Origin of the sequence: Paenibacillus sp. 1781tsa1 (assembly GCF_024159265.1) — a bacterium.
Classification (GTDB): domain Bacteria; phylum Bacillota; class Bacilli; order Paenibacillales; family Paenibacillaceae; genus Paenibacillus.
Genome location: NZ_JAMYWY010000001.1, coordinates 2,665,899 through 2,682,044, shown reverse-complemented (window position 1 = coordinate 2,682,044; position 16,146 = coordinate 2,665,899). Strand labels below are relative to the sequence as shown.

The following is a 16,146-nucleotide window of genomic DNA, read 5'->3' as shown; positions in this document are numbered from 1 at the left end:
CTTCTACTCATCCTGTCAGTCACGAGCGGTGGCGGTACTGGCTGGGCGTGCAACCGGTCCAACGTTTGAATATTTTGATAAAATAATTATCGCTTCCGAATCCTACCCGGTAACCAATCTCCTGTACAGGAAGATCCGTCTCACGCAAGTATTCAGCTGCTTTCTCCATCCGTACCCCATGCAGGTAATGAATCAGGGTATGGCCGGTTTTCTTTTTGAACAGAGCACTCACATAATTCTCGCCCATCATCACATATCGTGACATGGATTTGACGGTAATGTCCTGATCGTAATGCTGTCCGATATACTCAATTATTTTGCTAATCTCCGGATGCTTCACCACCGGCTCACGCACAGGTGTGAATGGAAGATCCGTCTCAGACGGGGGTGCAGAAGAGACCGTAAAGGACGCAGGCGTTGATGTGAGCTCCGAGGCAGGAGGCGCCACTTCATGATGATTTGTCTCTGTCTGAGTCTCTGTCTGTGACTCAGTGGAAGCTCCCAGCTCCGCGCTTACCTTCCGTAATGTATCACGCAACGAATTCACACTCATCGACAGCTTCAGAATATAATTGGAAGCCCCGTACTCCATTGCCCGGCGTACATATTCGAACTCCCCCATACAGGTGAGCATCACAAATTTGGTTTTTAACCCGGCCTGACGCGTCTGTTTGAGTAATTCCAGACCATCCATACCCGGCATGACAATATCGGTCAGTACCAGATCCGGTGTATCCTGTATGATCATCGCCAGCGCTTCGGTCCCGTTACCGGATTCTCCGATGACCGTGAAGCCCAGCTCTTCCCAGGAAATAATCTCTCGCACCGACTCACGTACAAATACTTCATCTTCTACAAGCAATACCTTCCACATTCCAGATTCCCCTCTCCAGTCGTCTAGTCTGACCGCTTCTGTACGTAAGGTGTCGACAATAAAAAAGGAATGCTGAACCTCACTAATGTCCCCGGCTTGGTATCGATCACTTCAAGTTCACTTTGGCCTTTGAACAATAACCGCAATCGTTCCCTGAGATTGGACAGACCAATTCCCGGACGTGTGCGGGTCATCTGCTGACGCCGGGATTCCTCCATGCCAATTCCGTTGTCTGCTACCTCCAGCATCAGCATTCCTGTGTCTTGCCTATATATCCCGATGCGGATCTGCCCAAGTTGCTCCATTGGTCCCACACCATGATGAATGGCATTCTCCACAAGTGGCTGCAAGCTCAGCTTGGGTACCAGTGCATACTCCAGCTTATCGTCAAAGTCACAAGTCACCTCAAAGCTATCGCGGTAACGAATCCGCTGGATATGAAGATAGGCTTGAACCAGCTCAATCTCGTCCTTCAGGTATACCAATTCGACCTGTGAATTCAGGCTGACCTCCAGTAATTTGCCCAAGGAAACACACATCTCGGAGATCTCCTCATTCCCGCTGCGGATCGCACTCCATTTCATTGTATTCAATGTATTCAGGAGAAAGTGCGGATTCATCTGGGCCAGGAGCATATGAAAATGTACGGCTTCCTTCTGGCGTTCCTCCGCCTTGAGTCTGTTGATCATCTGATTAGCATCATCCAGCATTGTATTAAAAGTGCGTGTCAATTCCAATACTTCCCCACGGCTGCGGCCTTCGGGAATACGAATCTTGAGGTTTTTGCGGACAACCTCCTTCATCTTATTCTGTAAGTGCGACAAAGGGCGCGTGAACGTTGCCGAGATCATAAAAGCCATCACTACAAATGCGCCTGTGAAGCCAAAAAAGGTCAGAAAGTAACGCTGTTTAAGCTCGGATATCTCTGTAAACAGGATGGACAGCGGAATACGATTCACCATATACCAGTCCAGTGATTCGATGTACACGTAGTTAATCAGCGTATCCGAGGCTGGATCAGTCAGATAAGCCTGTGCCGGATGCAGAGCTATTTCACGTGTAACTTCCGGGGACAGCGCCGCTGTTTTGGATGATCTGGCGATGGTCTCTCCACTTCCTGTAATAAGGTAATACTCCTGATTAGTTTGTGAATCCTTCAACATTGTTTGAAACCAGTACGAGTAATCAATGCTGATCCGAGCCAATCCGTACCGCTTGCCGCTGCTATCTTTCATATAGGCATACAACGACAACAGATACGGGCTGGAAGATAACTCCCGCAGCACATGGTTGGTATCCCGGGCATCCCAGCGATAGAAGAGTTCTTCCGGTTGAAGCGGGTGCGAATCTGCACTGCCTTTTGGAATGGTGATTTCTCCAAGACGTTCGCGGAATTGCTCCAGATAAGGGCCATAAGCCAGTGCTGTTTTTGGCAAATACGAAGTGTAAACGCTATCATAAAAATCCAGCAAGGTGAAGTACACCGAGGGATTATATAGAAAGAAACTGTTGTTAATCATCTTGAACTTTTCTTCCACCAGCGACTTGTTCTCCAGCGGCGTACGACTGTCCGGGGAAGTTAGCACACTTCTTACCGCCGAATCCTGTTCCAGAAAAATAAGCGTTTTGAAGGCAATGCTCATCTGGTCCTCCAGAGAGCGGTACATCTGCACCAGCTGTTCATGGCTCTGTTCACTGATTTTCTGCTCAACTAGGGATTCAATCTGCTGATAATTGTAGACATTCAATGCACTGAACGGCAAGAGAATCAACACCACAAATGCACCAAACAGACGGTACCTGAGCCGCTGTGGCAACCAACGCTTCCAGTTTGGCTTCTTCATTCTTATGTGCTCGCTCCCCTGTAATTAATGACCCCATTATAGCACCTGCCTGCCATTTACAGCCGGAGTCGAATGATTTGCATGGTTTTGTGATATTCGTTGCCTGTATCCAAGTGAGATGCACAGATATGTTCTATTGGTGAAAGAAATGAATGAATCGATGGTTGGATGTATGGATGGTTGGATGGGACCCTCATCTCACACTTGATGTCTTCTCCGATATTCCGAGGGGCTGATTCCTATGGTAGACGAAAATACACGGCTCAGATAAAATCCGTTCTCATATCCGCATCTCTCGGCGATCTGCGTCAGGGTCAGACGGCTATCTGCCAGCAAGGCTTTTGCTTTTTTGAGACGAATCGCCTTCAGATAATCGGATGGTGTTTCTTGAAAGGCCTCCCGGAACCTTCGGGTGAGTTGGACTGGACTCAATGCCAAATGTTCAGCCAACGTTCGCAGACTAACCGTATCTCCTGCCCACTCCTCCAACAAAATCGCTGCTTCTGCCATCAGAGCATCTTCCGTGAATTTTCGTTCCATTAGCCTGCTCTGCCTGCGCTCCCATTGATACAGCCGCCACAATTCCATCATCAGATGGGTTTTCCATCCCGTTGCTGCCTCATCATTCTCTTCGCTTGCCTGACGCAGATAAGCATATGTTGAATTCAGCCGTTTCGTATCATTAATCAGAGATTTTCCGATTGGCGGCAGAAGGTTCTCCCCCTCTGCGGTGTTACAAGAGAACTGCATATAGTGAAACGTCAGCGGGGTTACCGTCTCTCTGCGAAAAGGAACTTGAGGTGGACACAACACCAGATCAGCAAAACCCGCTTCTCCGCTCTGCCCTCCAATTTCATACCGAAACATCCCTTCTTCAACGGCAAAAACCACCCAAGCGTCGTAGATATCTTCTGCGAGCGCAAATGCAGCTTTCTTCTTCCAGTAAATGTGGTTAAGGAGGTCCATGATACACCTGCCTTTGTTATGAAATAAAGTATATGCTCGATGATAATATAGTGTATTTGAAAAGTAAATATATAGAACTAATATGAAATTATAGATATGAGTTAAGAAATCTGAGCTTAGGCTTATCCATATTCAATGAGAGAGGTGTTTGTATGAAGCATGAACTCGTTAAACCGGATATCACCGTCATTGGTGGCGGGCTTGCTGGCGTATGCGCTGCCATATCTGCTGCCCGGTTGGGCCAACAGGTCGCTCTGGTGCAGAATCGTCCTGTACTCGGTGGTAATTCCAGCAGTGAAGTACGTGTGTGGGTCTGCGGGGCTACCGCCCACGGGATTAACCGCTACGCCCGCGAGACTGGCATCATGGGGGAACTATTTGTAGAGAATCAGTATCGTAATCCGGAGGGCAATCCTTATCTCTGGGACTTGGTCATTCTGGAAGCCGTTCGAGCCGAACCCAACATCCGTCTATATCTGAATACCGATGTACATGAAGTCGAGGCCACTGGGGATGGAGATGAACGCATGATCACCTCCGTTACCGGATGGATGATGGGTTCTGAGCGCAAAATCCGATTCGAAAGTCAGATCTATCTGGACTGTACGGGCGATGGATTGGTCGGCTTTCTGGCTGGAGCCAAGTTTGCACTCGGCCGGGAAGCCCGTAGCGAATATGGTGAAGAATGGGCACCTGAGGTCGCCGATCAAATCACGCTGGGCAGTACACTCCTCTTTTATACCAAGGATGCTGGTGCGCCTGTCCGGTATATCCCGCCTTCTTTTGCCAAGGATATTACACAGACCAGCATTCCGATTCGCCGGGTCATTCGCAGCGGGGATTCCGGTTGTCATTATTGGTGGATTGAATGGGGCGGTGAACATGACACCGTTCATGACAATGAGTTGATCCGTGATGAGCTGTGGTCCGTGATCTACGGGATCTGGGATTATATTAAAAATTCCGGGAAATTCGAAGCCGACCATATGACGTTGGAGTGGATTGGTTCTATGCCTGGCAAAAGGGAGTACCGCCGCTTCACGGGTGACTATGTGCTTACCCAGAACGATATTATCAGCCAGCGGGAGTTCCCGGATGCCGTTGCTTTTGGCGGCTGGTCCATTGACCTGCATCCCCCGCAGGGCATGTATGCCGAAGCGAGCGGCTCGAAGCATATGCATGCCGATGGCGTGTATCACGTGCCGTTCCGCTCGTTGTATTCCGCCAATGTGCGGAATATGCTCATGGCCGGACGCGACATCAGCGCATCACATGTCGCTTTCGGCACAACGCGCGTCATGGCCACATGCGCGGTCATCGGCGAAGCCGCGGGTACGGGCGCAGCGCTCTGCGCGGCCATGGGGGTGTCGCCGCGCGAGTTGTACGCGAGGTATCTGGCGGCGCTGCAGCAGACGTTGCTGCGGCAGGACGCTTCCATCATCGGGGTGCGCAGCCACGATGAGCTGGATCTGGCCCGGCGTGCCAAGGCTACAGCCTCCAGCACGCTGACGGGCATCGCTCTGGAGCAGCCTGGCGAGACGTACCCGCTGGGTACGGATGTTGCCCTGCTGCTGCCCGTGCATCCAATGCTCAGCGGCCTGGAGCTGCTGCTGGATGCTTCCAGCGATACCGCGCTGACGGTAGAGCTGTGGGATACGGGGCGTAAGGAGAATTACGTCCCCCATATGTTACAAGTTACGGCAACCGCTAAAATTACAACGGGAACCAGGCAGTGGGTGAAGCTTCCGCTTGAATGGCGACCGGAAGAACCGCAGAATGCTTTTATCATTATCCGGGCGAATGAAGACGTCACCCTCTACCATTCCACGGAAGCACACAGCGGGGTGCTGATCTTCTTCCGAACAGAAGAGAACCATGTGTCCAAAAATCTGGAGGATCATGCCACGGATCAGCCTGTCGTATTATGGTCTATGCAAGGGTTGGCGCGTCAGCCATTCTGCTGTCGTACCCTCTCTGAGACTTCGGCCTATTCATCGGACAACACGATCAACGGTTATCATCGCCCTTACGGCGGGCCACAGCAGTGGATGTCCCAACCGATTCAGTCTGGCAAGCCGGAATGGGTACAACTGACATGGGAAGAGCCGCAGACCTTGGCTGAACTGCACTTGACCTTTAATGATGATGTGAACGAGGATCTGGTTAATCTGCATCACCATCACACGACATTCCGCGTCATGCCTGAACTTGTACGTGATTATCGTGTGGAGGTATTGAGTCGGTCTGGGGAATGGATTGAGATTGTAAGTGCAGCGGAGAACCGCAAAAGGAAAGTCATTCATCGTCTGGATACACCTGTGCATTCACAGGCACTCAGAGTAAACATTGATGCTACCAATGGCAGCAAATACGCGGAGTTGATCGAGATTCGCGCCTATGGGGAGTCAACGTTGACTGGCAAGAGTTAATCGCAAAACACATTAAAATAACCCCCTGGGATTCTCATGAGTTCCAGGGGATTATTCTAGTGTGTTTAAAGTATAGAATGTTCGAGGGATTATAGAACAAAATAGGTGCTCTTTCAAACAAAGGAGGATACAGGAAACGGTATCCCCTATCCTCTGCTTATGCCCGCCTTATTTTATTCGGTGGCTGGGACCCGCAATCCCTCAATCAGGATAAACAATGTCAGTGCTTGTCCATAACCCATTGGACTTATAGATATATCTTTATAAAACTGAGCATCCTGCCCCACAGGAGTTCCGTAGGACACCTGCTGTACAACTCCGTTATCATCAATTTGCCGCAGCACTGCTTCAAGTGCTCTCGTACCCGTATCGCGATAGGACTCGTCCAGATATCCGTACCGGATTCCCTTGAGAATACCGTATCCAATCGCTGCCGTTGCGGAAGTTTCTTGGTACGAGTGCGGATCATCCAGTACGGTGTGCCACATCCCATTCTCACTCTGAAGCTTGCTCAGCGCTCTGACTTGAGCCTTCGCTGTATCCAACAGATAGGCCTTCAACCCATCTTCAATGGGGATGATATTCAGAAAATCCATAACCCCCGCCGTATACCATGCATTGCCTCTTCCCCAATGAACAGCACCATAGTTATGATTTTCGTTGAAATCCCAGCCGTGATAGAACAGCCCGGTTTGTTTATTATATAGGTATTTAATATGCACAAGGAATTGCCGCTTCGCTTCTTCTACATAGGCTGTTTTCTTAAAATACACCCCAGCTTTGGCCAGAAATAATACCGTCATAAAAAGGGTGTCAATCAGAATCTGACCATCATTGGCGTCTCCTGTGATCATATGCTGGAACGCACCGTCTCCGGTTCGTAACAGTTCGTCCATAATCCAACTGCTCCATTCTTCACAGACACGTTCATATTCCTTGTTTCCGGTTAATTCGCATAGTGATATCAACGTAAGCAGCGGAGCACAGGTATTCACATTTTTTTCCGGTAACCCTTCCAGCAGCCTTGCATTGTACCATGATTCGAGAAATTTCAGCGCCTCGGCATCCTTCGTTGCTTCATAGAACTGAAGTAGGCCATAAAGGCCGACACCTTGCGGCCATTCCCATAGGTGGATGTCGATTAGTCCAATGGGAAACTGTTCGTTGATGCTTGTATTTTTCATCGATTTCATCGCATCGGATACCCTGCTTATTTTCTCCAGAAGCACTTCTTGATTCGGCATTATGACTTTCACTCCCTAGATTTATTGCTATTCATCAACGTTTGATGTCCTGTAACTGCAACTGTCCCCTTACGCCATATCCTTCATGTACCATTTCCTCTCCTTGAATAAGAAAAGGCTTGTTCATGCCCCACTGAATGGAACCATATACCGAGTCGGTCAGGCTGAGCGTCAGAGAAGTACTGTCGAATTGCGGGCTGGAGGAACGAACTTGGTTTATAAAATGGCTAAATGATCCGAATTGCAGTTCGTTTCCTGCTCTGATGATCCAGGCGTTACGCAATCCAGGAGAAATAAGCTCACGCTCTTTTGTCACCCCATTGGTCTCCATACTCGTCCCGTTGGCTGCATATAGCGCCACATATCCTTTATTCAGGCGGGCAAAATACCAGTTCTCATGCTGCACCCATTCTGTGAAAAAGCTCGTAGGAAAATAAGCATGTGTCCAATCCGAAGTCTGATCTGCCGGAATATCAAACATCATTAGAGCGATCCCCTCATGCTGAACAACGTCAGGCAATATCCCGTTTCCAGCCCAAAAGCAAGGTCGGCCATCTCCATGCTTGTAGATTTCTGCTGGATGATTCACCCATATCTGCGCTTCAGGGGACAGAGACAGATGGTTGACATGCTCCTGATAACCTGGCTTACCTGGACGAAAGCGAATGATTGAGGAAAGAGCGTACTCGTCTGTCCGATGATGATAGAGCTTGGCGTAACCTCCCTTGCCCTGCTCATTGGCGAACACCAATTGCTGATTTTCCCCAAGCAACAGATGCTCCTGATATGCTGCTGGAGGAATGTAATTGGATAAACTCAAAGCAACATTGCTGATTGAATAGTTGTTAACATTGCCGATGCCATAACCGATCCAGCACATGGAAGTCGTTCCAGCTGCATAACTACCCAGCAGTTCCTTCTCATAGCTGCGGCCAAACGTGGTGGACATGACGCCTTGATGCATCTGAACGGTAATATAATAGAATAGCAGGTCCATTGCCTTTTTCGCTTGCTGCCTGAGCTGCTCATTATGGGCAAATTCATAGATATGCAACAGCCCCACTGCATCAATAGGAATGTATGCACTTGAATTCCATTCTGCCAATCCTTCATCCAAAAAGCGCTCAAACCATAAGCTAAGCCGCTGCTCCGCTTTTTGACGGTGAACTTCACCGGACTCACCACTATTGCTGAACGTTTCAGTCCCGAACAGTTGTCCGGCTAACAGCTCATTGGTATGGAATAACAGAGCATGGTTCTCACTGAAGAACCACATCACATCATCACCAGGTTCATCAATCCAATATCGATAGCCCAAAATACTTGCTTTTACCCGGTCCCAGAACAATTCACTGAACAGACCGCTATTTCGTTCATCTCTCCACAGACGAAACAGCCCCACCAGATAGAAGTCACTGCAATCCTTTCGTTGCTCGATCCCTTCCACACCTTCAAGCAGCATGTTCTCCGCTTCTTGCAGATTGCCATTTGTTTTTAACATGGCGATAGCCGTATGAATGTTACGACTGCCCTTCTCAGCAATACATTGCAGAGCCAGAGATTTGCGTGCTTCAATATCCGCAGCTTGCTGAGCAGCTTCATCATAACTGGTATCGTAGGATTGACAGCCGAACTTCCTCGTCAATGCTACGTTTGAAACTGAAATCGTCAGCGTGAAGTATACGTAATGATGGCCAATTTCATTGGTGTGTGCCAGAACCAGATCCGTTTCCTTTTCGGCTATGTGTATTGTCTTGTTTTCGGTGCCATCAAAGAAATTGCCATACTGGATATCAACTTCTCTAACGATGTCCGGTAAGGGAAGCGGCAGCTTGAGCTTAATCTGCTCCCCTCTAAAGAGATCCGAAGGAAAATAAGCCTGTTCAAGGGCTTGTTCTGCGGATTTCACGTTTTCCGCCAAATGAGGAGCAATAGGCAAGGAAATTTCCAATTCCTCGTCTCCCAGGTATTCCACCGCAAAAGCATACATGGTATCCCGCTCAGCGAGATCCTCCCAGCAGGCATAGATCTCATTGATTCCGGCTACAAGTTCAGCTTTGATAACAATTTCCTGCTCCTTGTTACGCATGAGTGGCGCAAAATCCGTTACCACTTCCCCATTCACCCACAATGTCAGACTGCCATAGGTCTTAATCCGCAAAGAGGCAGTATGTGTAGTCGCAGAAATCAGCCTTGTCGCGGCGTAACTGCGCAGATGTGTCGGTACAAACCAAAATCCGGATTGCTCCACCCGTGGATTATTCCAGGGAGAATACAGTGTCCACGGCATCCCGTTTTCTTCTCCAACGAAGCTGTCTCCCGGGCTAGGAAACTCGCTCCATTGGTCAAAAAATCGGTTCACAGGCTGTGTTCTCCTATGTTCTACAAATTCTTTTCTGCATGGATTCTCATGGATGGCAAAACCATCGATAAGCCAATCATTAATATCTCCCTCCATCGTTGTTGGAACAAAGGCAACAGGCTTCGTATATATGCCGCTGATTATCCAATGATTAATGACCTGATGGTGGCCTAATTTCATAGGTTTATAATTCAAGGTATCCGTCTCGTCACGGGTAATATCTGACATTCAACTCATCCTTTCATTCCTGAAGTAATCATACCGCTGACAAAATAACGCTGGAAAACCATAAAAACAATAAGTACCGGAAGCATCGTGATTACGGACATGGCCAGGAGACTGCCCCAATCTACGTTGTATTCACCAATAAAATTAGAGAGCGCAAGCTGAATCGTATATTTCGATGGATCACTAATAGCAATCAATGGCCATACAAAATCATCCCATCTCCACATGAAGGAGAAGATCGCAAGCACGGCCAGAATCGGCTTCGCTATGGGAAGAATAATGCTCCAGTAAATTTTCCATTCACCGGCTCCATCCATCCGGGCAGCTTCCAGTAGTTCGTCCGGTACGCTTAGCAAGTACTGCCGCATAAGGAACACACCTGTCGGAGTTGCTGCTGGCGGTATAATAATTGCGAGCAGGCTATTATACATCCCAAGTGCACTCAGCACCTTGAATATGGGGATCATAATGACCTCAATCGGAATCATGAGGGTTGAGATAAAAGCGATTAATATGATCGAGCTTCCGCGGAAGCGGTACTTCGCGAGTGCAAAGCCTGCCATGGAGTTGATCAGCAACAGCAGCAGCGTTGAGCTCAAAGTTACGATTGTACTATTCATAAAATACAAGCCAAAATTACCTTTTTTGAATGCCTCCTTGAAATGCTCGAAGGTGACTGGCTCCGGCCACAACTTCGGAGGAAAGCTGTACAGATCGCTATTCGTTTTCAGGGCAGAAATTACGACCCACAGAACAGGCAGGAGCCATACCACTGCGGCAACACTTAACATACTGTAAATGACGATTTTGACCATAGGTTTCATTACCATCACGTTGCCCCTCCTTTCGATAGACGGAATTGCAGAGCTGAGAATCCGCCAATGAGGATAAACAGTATCACCGACATGGCGCTGGCTAGCCCAAGCTCCTGCCTGTTAAAGCCAATCTCATAGATATATTGAACAATATACGTGGTTTCCTTGCCCGGCCCACCGCCTGTAAGCGCAAACATAAGTGGGAAGGCCTTGAACGCGTCAATCAGACATAGCATAACAACGAGTAAGCTTGTAGGCTTCAAAAGTGGGAGGGTAATATAGCGAAATACCTTTGTTCCCGTTGCGCCGTCCAAGCGGGCAGCTTCATAATAATCCGTAGGTATGGCCTGCAAGCCTGCGATAAAAATGACCATGAAAAAGCCTGCACGAGACCAAACCGTTGCGATAATCACAGCCGTATTTGCCCAAAAGGGAGAGGTCAGAAAGCCTACAGGTTCCACACCAACCACCGTTAACAGATGATTCAAGATGCCGAATGAATCTCCAAAAATCCACTTCCAGGTCAACCCTACGATAATGTAAGAAATCATGGTCGGCCAGTAAAATACGGCCCTGAAGAACCCCCGCATTCTAATCTCGCGCGCAAGCAGCAACGCAATGCCTAATGCTGCTGCATAGATTAGCGGGACAACAATTGCTGCATAAATCCCCGTTCGTCCGATGGTCGACCAAAATTCCCGATCCCCTATGATTTTGATATAATTCTCCAGTCCGTTGTACTTCATTGGGTTCAATCCATCATAGACATGGAAAGAATAATAGAGACCCAATAAAGAGGGAAATACGATAAACGTTCCAAAGATCAGGAGGTTGGGAAGTATAAACAGATAAGGAGCAATAACGAGCTTCCTGTTCTGTTTTGCCAGCGTATTACGATTTGATCGTTGTCCTTCACTCATCTGCTTACCCCTTTCTTATGCGTTACTCGAAAGGGAGCTTAACAGGAATCGATAAGCCCCCGTATAAGAATCAAGAAATGGTTTTACGCTTATTGACTGCCAATAGCCTCGTTAATCAGTTTGGCTGTTCGATCCAGTGCTTCCTGCGGAGTTGCCTTGTCTGACAGAACGTCCATAATGTTATTTTTCAAATCCGTTGAGATTTTAGATATAAGCGTTTGCTTAGACCAGTCATTCGCTGCAAGAGGTGAACTGTTCTTCAGTTCATCCGAGAAAATTTCAAACATCTCCTTGCCAAATTCATAATTCAATACGGAGCTGTCCTTCCGTGGACTCATAAACAATGATTCCTGATTATATTTGGAATTCACTTCTTTGGAGGTTAAATATTCAATGAATTCTGCTGCCTCCTGCTCATAACCACTGCCTTTGAAAGCCATGAGAAACTTCCCGCCGGGCACAGATGAACGTTGTGTTCCTTTCGGCATATAGGTGACGCCCCATTCGAAATCGGTGATATCTTTGTAATTGCTAATCATCCAGTTGCCAGCCCAGTGGGTAGCTACCGTCCCGGAACGGAACAGGTTGTTCGGGTTCTCCCCTCCGAGCCATACCGATTCAGGCATAATTCCATCTTGATGAAGTTGCTTGAACATCTCCATCGAACGGATTCCGGCTTCACTGTTAATGGCCGCCGCACTGCCATCCTCTGTTAAGATACTTCCACCATTCTGGTACAAAAGAGTGGACCATCGATGCGGAGTGACATCCCATACCATGCCATATCGTGCTCCACCTTTGTCCATAACCTCTTTTAATGCAGCGATATATTCTTCCCACGTCCATACCTGATCGGGTGAAGTAGGTACTTTGACGCCCGCTTTATCAAATAAGGTTTTGTTATAAATAAGTCCATTCGCTGTGACGTCCATAGGCGCAGCCACCAGCTTGTCATTCATAACATAGTAAGGTTTAAGAGAGTCGATAAATTGATCCTCAAATTGACTGGCATTGTCCACGTAGGGTGTAAGATCAACCGCCTGATTAGCAAATGATCCGGTATCCGTGACCCGGCTCAGAGCAGGTGGCTTTCCACCAGATAACATTGTTTTTAATTTGGTTTGCATGTCCTTGAAACCAACTTCAATCAAATTGATCTTAACTTTGGTATTCGTCTGCTCATAATCTTTAATGATTTCCTTAATGACTTCTCCTTCTTTTCCATCCGAGAACCACAGGAAATCCAGCGTTGATTGTTTCGAATTAGCATTGTTGCCTGTATCTCCGCAAGCAGTCAGTACGATGAGTAACATGACCATTACCAGGCTAGTGATGAGCTTAAACGTTGTTTTTCTTGTCATATCAACATCTCCTTGGAAGGGTTTAATGAATTTTAGCTTCGTTAAGCAATTCATTTTTGCGGAACAACTGTGGTGATACACCCACATATTGTTTAAAAGCCCTGCTAAAATATACAGGTGTGTTAAAACCTAACGTCTCAGATATGGACAAAATCGGTGCATCCGTAGACAGTAATAATTTTTTGGCCTCTGCAACCCTCTTCCGTATTACATAATTGCTTATGGTATATCCCGTTGTCTCTTTGAAAGAATGACATATATAGTATTTATTCAAATGGAGTGTTTTGGACAGATCATCCAGTGAAACATTCTCCGTGTAGTTCTGGTTTAAATAATGAAGAACCCGGCTTACGCTGGTCTGCTTCTGGGAAGAAAATAAAATAGGATCTGCGGATTGCTCACTGGTCGTTTTCCGGTAAATCCGCAGCAGCAATTGGGTAAGACTTAATTTGATCATTGTTTTATACCCTGTATTTCCTGCATCCATCTCCTCCTTGATCCCCTTAAATATACCTGTGATGTGTTCACGCTCCTCCAGGGGCCAATGTACCAGCAATCCATTGGGATGACGAAATATGGACATCAGATTCTCCAATTGACTCACAGCAAGCATGTCCAATAGCAACAATTCCGTAAAATTGACGAAACTTCGCTTGTATACGATTTCTCTTGAAGGATTGATCCGATGGGGCACACCCCCTCTGAATATAAACATATCTCCAGGCAGCGGCTTATATATTCGGTCACCGATTAAAAAGGTCGCATCTCCTTGGATAAAATAATGAATCTCATACCCATTATGCGTATGAACAGGCCATTCATCCTGAAAATTATCTGCTTCTGATCGCACGTAAACTTCATTTTCCTGCAAAGCAATATTCGTCGGGGTGTGTATGGTTAGCATCAATAAAGATCTCCCTTCCCAGAATATAAATAGCAATATAGTTTAATAATTTACAATGATAGCGCTTTACAATGAATTGTATCACAGTTATTTCAATCTAATCCGAACAATATTGCTGTATTGTTGATCACAATTGTTGAAAATGATTAGAAAGGAATTCATAGGGAACAGACGTAGACGACAAAAAAACCGCTGTCCAGCCCATAGGCTATCACGCGGTCCATTAGCTAACATATTGAAACATCTTTTAATCTTTTAATAAAACTCATCACACTAAATAACGTCTCTATGATTCGTTACTTTTCAAGCCCAATCATCCCAATGTTTGTTAAGAAAAATAACTTCTTTCTCGTAATGGGACAGATGGCCTTCTTCTACCATTTTGATAAAAGCAACTTCCCCGGCAGCCGCACGATCAGCCAATGTCTTACACATGAAATGAATGCGAGACAACACCCATTGCTTCAAATCCGGCGGTACAGCCACTCCGTATGTGCTCAGGAATAATTCAATGCGTTTCTTCCGAACGGCTGCGTGCACTTCACTGCAATAAGGGATAACCTCCCTACCACTCATCTGAGTTGGCGGTGAGAAATTCGCCAGCGGAACGCAAGTATATAATGTATAGGCAATATCCCACAGGCGCGGACCCGGGCCGACCATATCGAAATCGATAATCCCCTGTGGCACGCCATCCTTAAATACCACATTGTATAGTGCAAAATCGTTATGACACACGACCTCATATTGCTCCGTATCAGAATAGGCATTGCTGGATCGTGCGGCAGTTAGATATGAAACAGTCGCATCATGATAGGTTCTCAAAAGTCTTGCAACTCCCTTTAACGATTCATCTGACCACATGTACGCTTCAATCTCGGGATAATCATTGCCAGGAACGTGTCCGTCAAGATAGGAGAGCATTTCTCTTCCTTCCGCATCAACACCGAGATATCGTGGAGCCTGATAAAAGCCCTCTTTTTCAAGATGCACCAGCAGCTCCTGCACATAAGGATCAGGTTTGGCACTCCTGCGAACCGTCTCACCTATTCTGACAACCTGATTCACATTACCTCCCGGTAACACTTCCTCCTGTTCGGCCACTTTCATCCCTCCTAATACTATCTTTCTTGGGTATGGTTGTGATTACGACTCTTCTTATAACTCCCTGGAAATCCCGCGACTAATAGTATAAAACCAACCAAAAACATAAAGTATACGAGTAATCCTATTGTATTTTCATTCGTCTGAGCGAATGGAGGCACAGTAGTCCCCCCTGAAGCGTATCCTGCTTCTACTATAGCGACAGAGACTCGTATTGAAATTCTCTCCATCGTCGAAATAAACACACTGCCAAGCATGAGGATTACACCCAGAATCTTATTGATATTGTTCATTTCATGCCTCCTAATATGATCCGTACACCATGTTACATCAGTACGATCTACTTCATGTCTTTCGATTCTCCATTCCATATTCCTGCATTTTATATTCAAATGTTTTCCAATTACACTCTCATCATAACAAATAGCGCCGTCATCACTGACGCCGCTGTTGTAAACTCACTGAATATGTTACGTAGCCACCACATGATGCAGATCCATACGATGTTCGAGAAAAGTCGTTCGTTCCACATGATACAGATCATAGATCTGTTCCTTCGCATTAATGAATTGATATACATCGGGATACACATCATTGGCTAGTTTCACATAAGGCAGTTTTTCTACCGCTTTTCTGGATCTTATATTTTGCTTTCGAATTTTCATAAATACCGTTTCAATCGCATGTTCCAGAAACAGTTCAACAAAAAAGGCTGATTTCGCTCTTTGGCTGTATCCATTACCAAAATACGGGGATCCAATCCATGTGGCCAAGAAACCCGTTTGCTGCTCGATATGATAGAGATCAATGGTACCAATCGGCTGCCCTGCTTCATTCAAAATCGTTCGGGTGATTACCTTCTTTTGTTCTTCTTCGACCATTAATTGTCTAGTCAGGAATAGGTACTCTTCATACGATTGACATAGATAACGAACGTAAGGAGAAACGGCGGGGTCCATCATCAAACTGTACAATGAATGGCATTCCTGCAAATCACGTTTTTTTAACATTCTGTCTACCACCTAGTCCTTTGAGTTCGCTATATCGAGCAAATTAAGTATATAAAAGCTATTGTGGGATTTGATGAATTCTGTA

General features: G+C 46.6%; 13 protein-coding genes. 1 reads left to right on the top strand and 12 read right to left on the bottom strand.

The window, feature by feature from the left end; genetic code table 11:
- Positions 1-19: 19 nt before the first annotated feature.
- The 3 genes from NKT06_RS12165 to NKT06_RS12155 form a co-directional block, all read right to left on the bottom strand.
- The gene (locus tag NKT06_RS12165; protein WP_253434229.1) at positions 20-874 is read right to left on the bottom strand and encodes a response regulator transcription factor; all 855 of its coding nucleotides are present in this window, start codon (positions 872-874) and stop codon (positions 20-22) included.
- A gap of 23 nt (positions 875-897) precedes the next feature.
- The gene (locus tag NKT06_RS12160) at positions 898-2,718 is read right to left on the bottom strand and encodes a sensor histidine kinase (protein WP_253434226.1); all 1,821 of its coding nucleotides are present in this window, start codon (positions 2,716-2,718) and stop codon (positions 898-900) included.
- A 198-nt stretch (positions 2,719-2,916) separates the two neighbouring features.
- On the bottom strand, positions 2,917-3,684 hold the full coding sequence (locus tag NKT06_RS12155; protein ID WP_253434223.1) for a helix-turn-helix domain-containing protein: 768 nt from the start codon (positions 3,682-3,684) through the stop codon (positions 2,917-2,919).
- Between the two features lie 152 nt (positions 3,685-3,836).
- On the opposite strand from NKT06_RS12155, the gene NKT06_RS12150 reads away from it, so the two are divergent.
- On the top strand, positions 3,837-6,113 hold the full coding sequence (locus NKT06_RS12150) for an FAD-dependent oxidoreductase (protein WP_253434219.1): 2,277 nt from the start codon (positions 3,837-3,839) through the stop codon (positions 6,111-6,113).
- 173 nt (positions 6,114-6,286) lie between these two features.
- Here the strand turns inward: NKT06_RS12150 and bglB are convergent, their stop codons facing one another.
- The 9 genes from bglB to NKT06_RS12105 form a co-directional block, all read right to left on the bottom strand.
- Positions 6,287-7,357: a beta-galactosidase BglB gene (gene bglB, locus NKT06_RS12145; RefSeq protein ID WP_253434216.1), complete on the bottom strand. Its 1,071-nt coding sequence runs from the start codon at positions 7,355-7,357 to the stop codon at positions 6,287-6,289.
- 34 nt (positions 7,358-7,391) lie between these two features.
- Positions 7,392-9,947 carry a hypothetical protein gene (locus tag NKT06_RS12140; protein WP_253434213.1) on the bottom strand — a complete coding sequence of 852 codons (2,556 nt, stop codon included), beginning with the start codon at positions 9,945-9,947 and terminating at the stop codon, positions 7,392-7,394.
- Positions 9,948-9,952: 5 nt separating this feature from the next.
- On the bottom strand, positions 9,953-10,771 hold the full coding sequence (locus NKT06_RS12135) for a carbohydrate ABC transporter permease (RefSeq protein ID WP_442031573.1): 819 nt from the start codon (positions 10,769-10,771) through the stop codon (positions 9,953-9,955).
- 5 nt (positions 10,772-10,776) lie between these two features.
- The gene (locus tag NKT06_RS12130; RefSeq protein WP_253434207.1) at positions 10,777-11,682 is read right to left on the bottom strand and encodes a carbohydrate ABC transporter permease; all 906 of its coding nucleotides are present in this window, start codon (positions 11,680-11,682) and stop codon (positions 10,777-10,779) included.
- Between the two features lie 89 nt (positions 11,683-11,771).
- Complete coding sequence (locus NKT06_RS12125; RefSeq protein WP_253434204.1) at positions 11,772-13,043, bottom strand: ABC transporter substrate-binding protein; 1,272 nt, start codon at positions 13,041-13,043, stop codon at positions 11,772-11,774.
- 22 nt (positions 13,044-13,065) lie between these two features.
- A complete protein-coding gene (locus tag NKT06_RS12120; RefSeq protein WP_253434202.1) occupies positions 13,066-13,947 on the bottom strand; it encodes an AraC family transcriptional regulator in 882 nt (293 codons plus the stop codon).
- A 303-nt stretch (positions 13,948-14,250) separates the two neighbouring features.
- Positions 14,251-15,057, bottom strand: coding sequence for an aminoglycoside phosphotransferase family protein (locus tag NKT06_RS12115; RefSeq protein ID WP_253434200.1), 807 nt, complete (start codon positions 15,055-15,057; stop codon positions 14,251-14,253).
- Positions 15,058-15,068: 11 nt separating this feature from the next.
- A complete protein-coding gene (locus tag NKT06_RS12110) occupies positions 15,069-15,344 on the bottom strand; it encodes a hypothetical protein (protein ID WP_253434198.1) in 276 nt (91 codons plus the stop codon).
- A gap of 177 nt (positions 15,345-15,521) precedes the next feature.
- The gene (locus NKT06_RS12105; protein ID WP_253434196.1) at positions 15,522-16,061 is read right to left on the bottom strand and encodes a GNAT family N-acetyltransferase; all 540 of its coding nucleotides are present in this window, start codon (positions 16,059-16,061) and stop codon (positions 15,522-15,524) included.
- Between the last annotated feature and the right edge of the window lie 85 nt (positions 16,062-16,146).

What these genes read in the sequence shown, in the direction of transcription:
- NKT06_RS12110 (WP_253434198.1), bottom strand. Translation starts at nt 15,344, where the DNA reads ATGAACAATATCAATAAGATTCTGGGTGTAATCCTCATGCTTGGCAGT.
- NKT06_RS12105 (WP_253434196.1), bottom strand. Translation starts at nt 16,061, where the DNA reads ATGTTAAAAAAACGTGATTTGCAGGAATGCCATTCATTGTACAGTTTG.
- NKT06_RS12150 (WP_253434219.1), top strand. Translation starts at nt 3,837, where the DNA reads ATGAAGCATGAACTCGTTAAACCGGATATCACCGTCATTGGTGGCGGG.
- NKT06_RS12115 (WP_253434200.1), bottom strand. Translation starts at nt 15,057, where the DNA reads ATGAAAGTGGCCGAACAGGAGGAAGTGTTACCGGGAGGTAATGTGAAT.
- bglB (WP_253434216.1), bottom strand. Translation starts at nt 7,357, where the DNA reads ATGCCGAATCAAGAAGTGCTTCTGGAGAAAATAAGCAGGGTATCCGAT.
- NKT06_RS12140 (WP_253434213.1), bottom strand. Translation starts at nt 9,947, where the DNA reads ATGTCAGATATTACCCGTGACGAGACGGATACCTTGAATTATAAACCT.
- NKT06_RS12155 (WP_253434223.1), bottom strand. Translation starts at nt 3,684, where the DNA reads ATGGACCTCCTTAACCACATTTACTGGAAGAAGAAAGCTGCATTTGCG.
- NKT06_RS12130 (WP_253434207.1), bottom strand. Translation starts at nt 11,682, where the DNA reads ATGAGTGAAGGACAACGATCAAATCGTAATACGCTGGCAAAACAGAAC.
- NKT06_RS12120 (WP_253434202.1), bottom strand. Translation starts at nt 13,947, where the DNA reads ATGCTAACCATACACACCCCGACGAATATTGCTTTGCAGGAAAATGAA.
- NKT06_RS12160 (WP_253434226.1), bottom strand. Translation starts at nt 2,718, where the DNA reads ATGAAGAAGCCAAACTGGAAGCGTTGGTTGCCACAGCGGCTCAGGTAC.
- NKT06_RS12125 (WP_253434204.1), bottom strand. Translation starts at nt 13,043, where the DNA reads ATGACAAGAAAAACAACGTTTAAGCTCATCACTAGCCTGGTAATGGTC.
- NKT06_RS12135 (WP_442031573.1), bottom strand. Translation starts at nt 10,771, where the DNA reads ATGAAACCTATGGTCAAAATCGTCATTTACAGTATGTTAAGTGTTGCC.
- NKT06_RS12165 (WP_253434229.1), bottom strand. Translation starts at nt 874, where the DNA reads ATGTGGAAGGTATTGCTTGTAGAAGATGAAGTATTTGTACGTGAGTCG.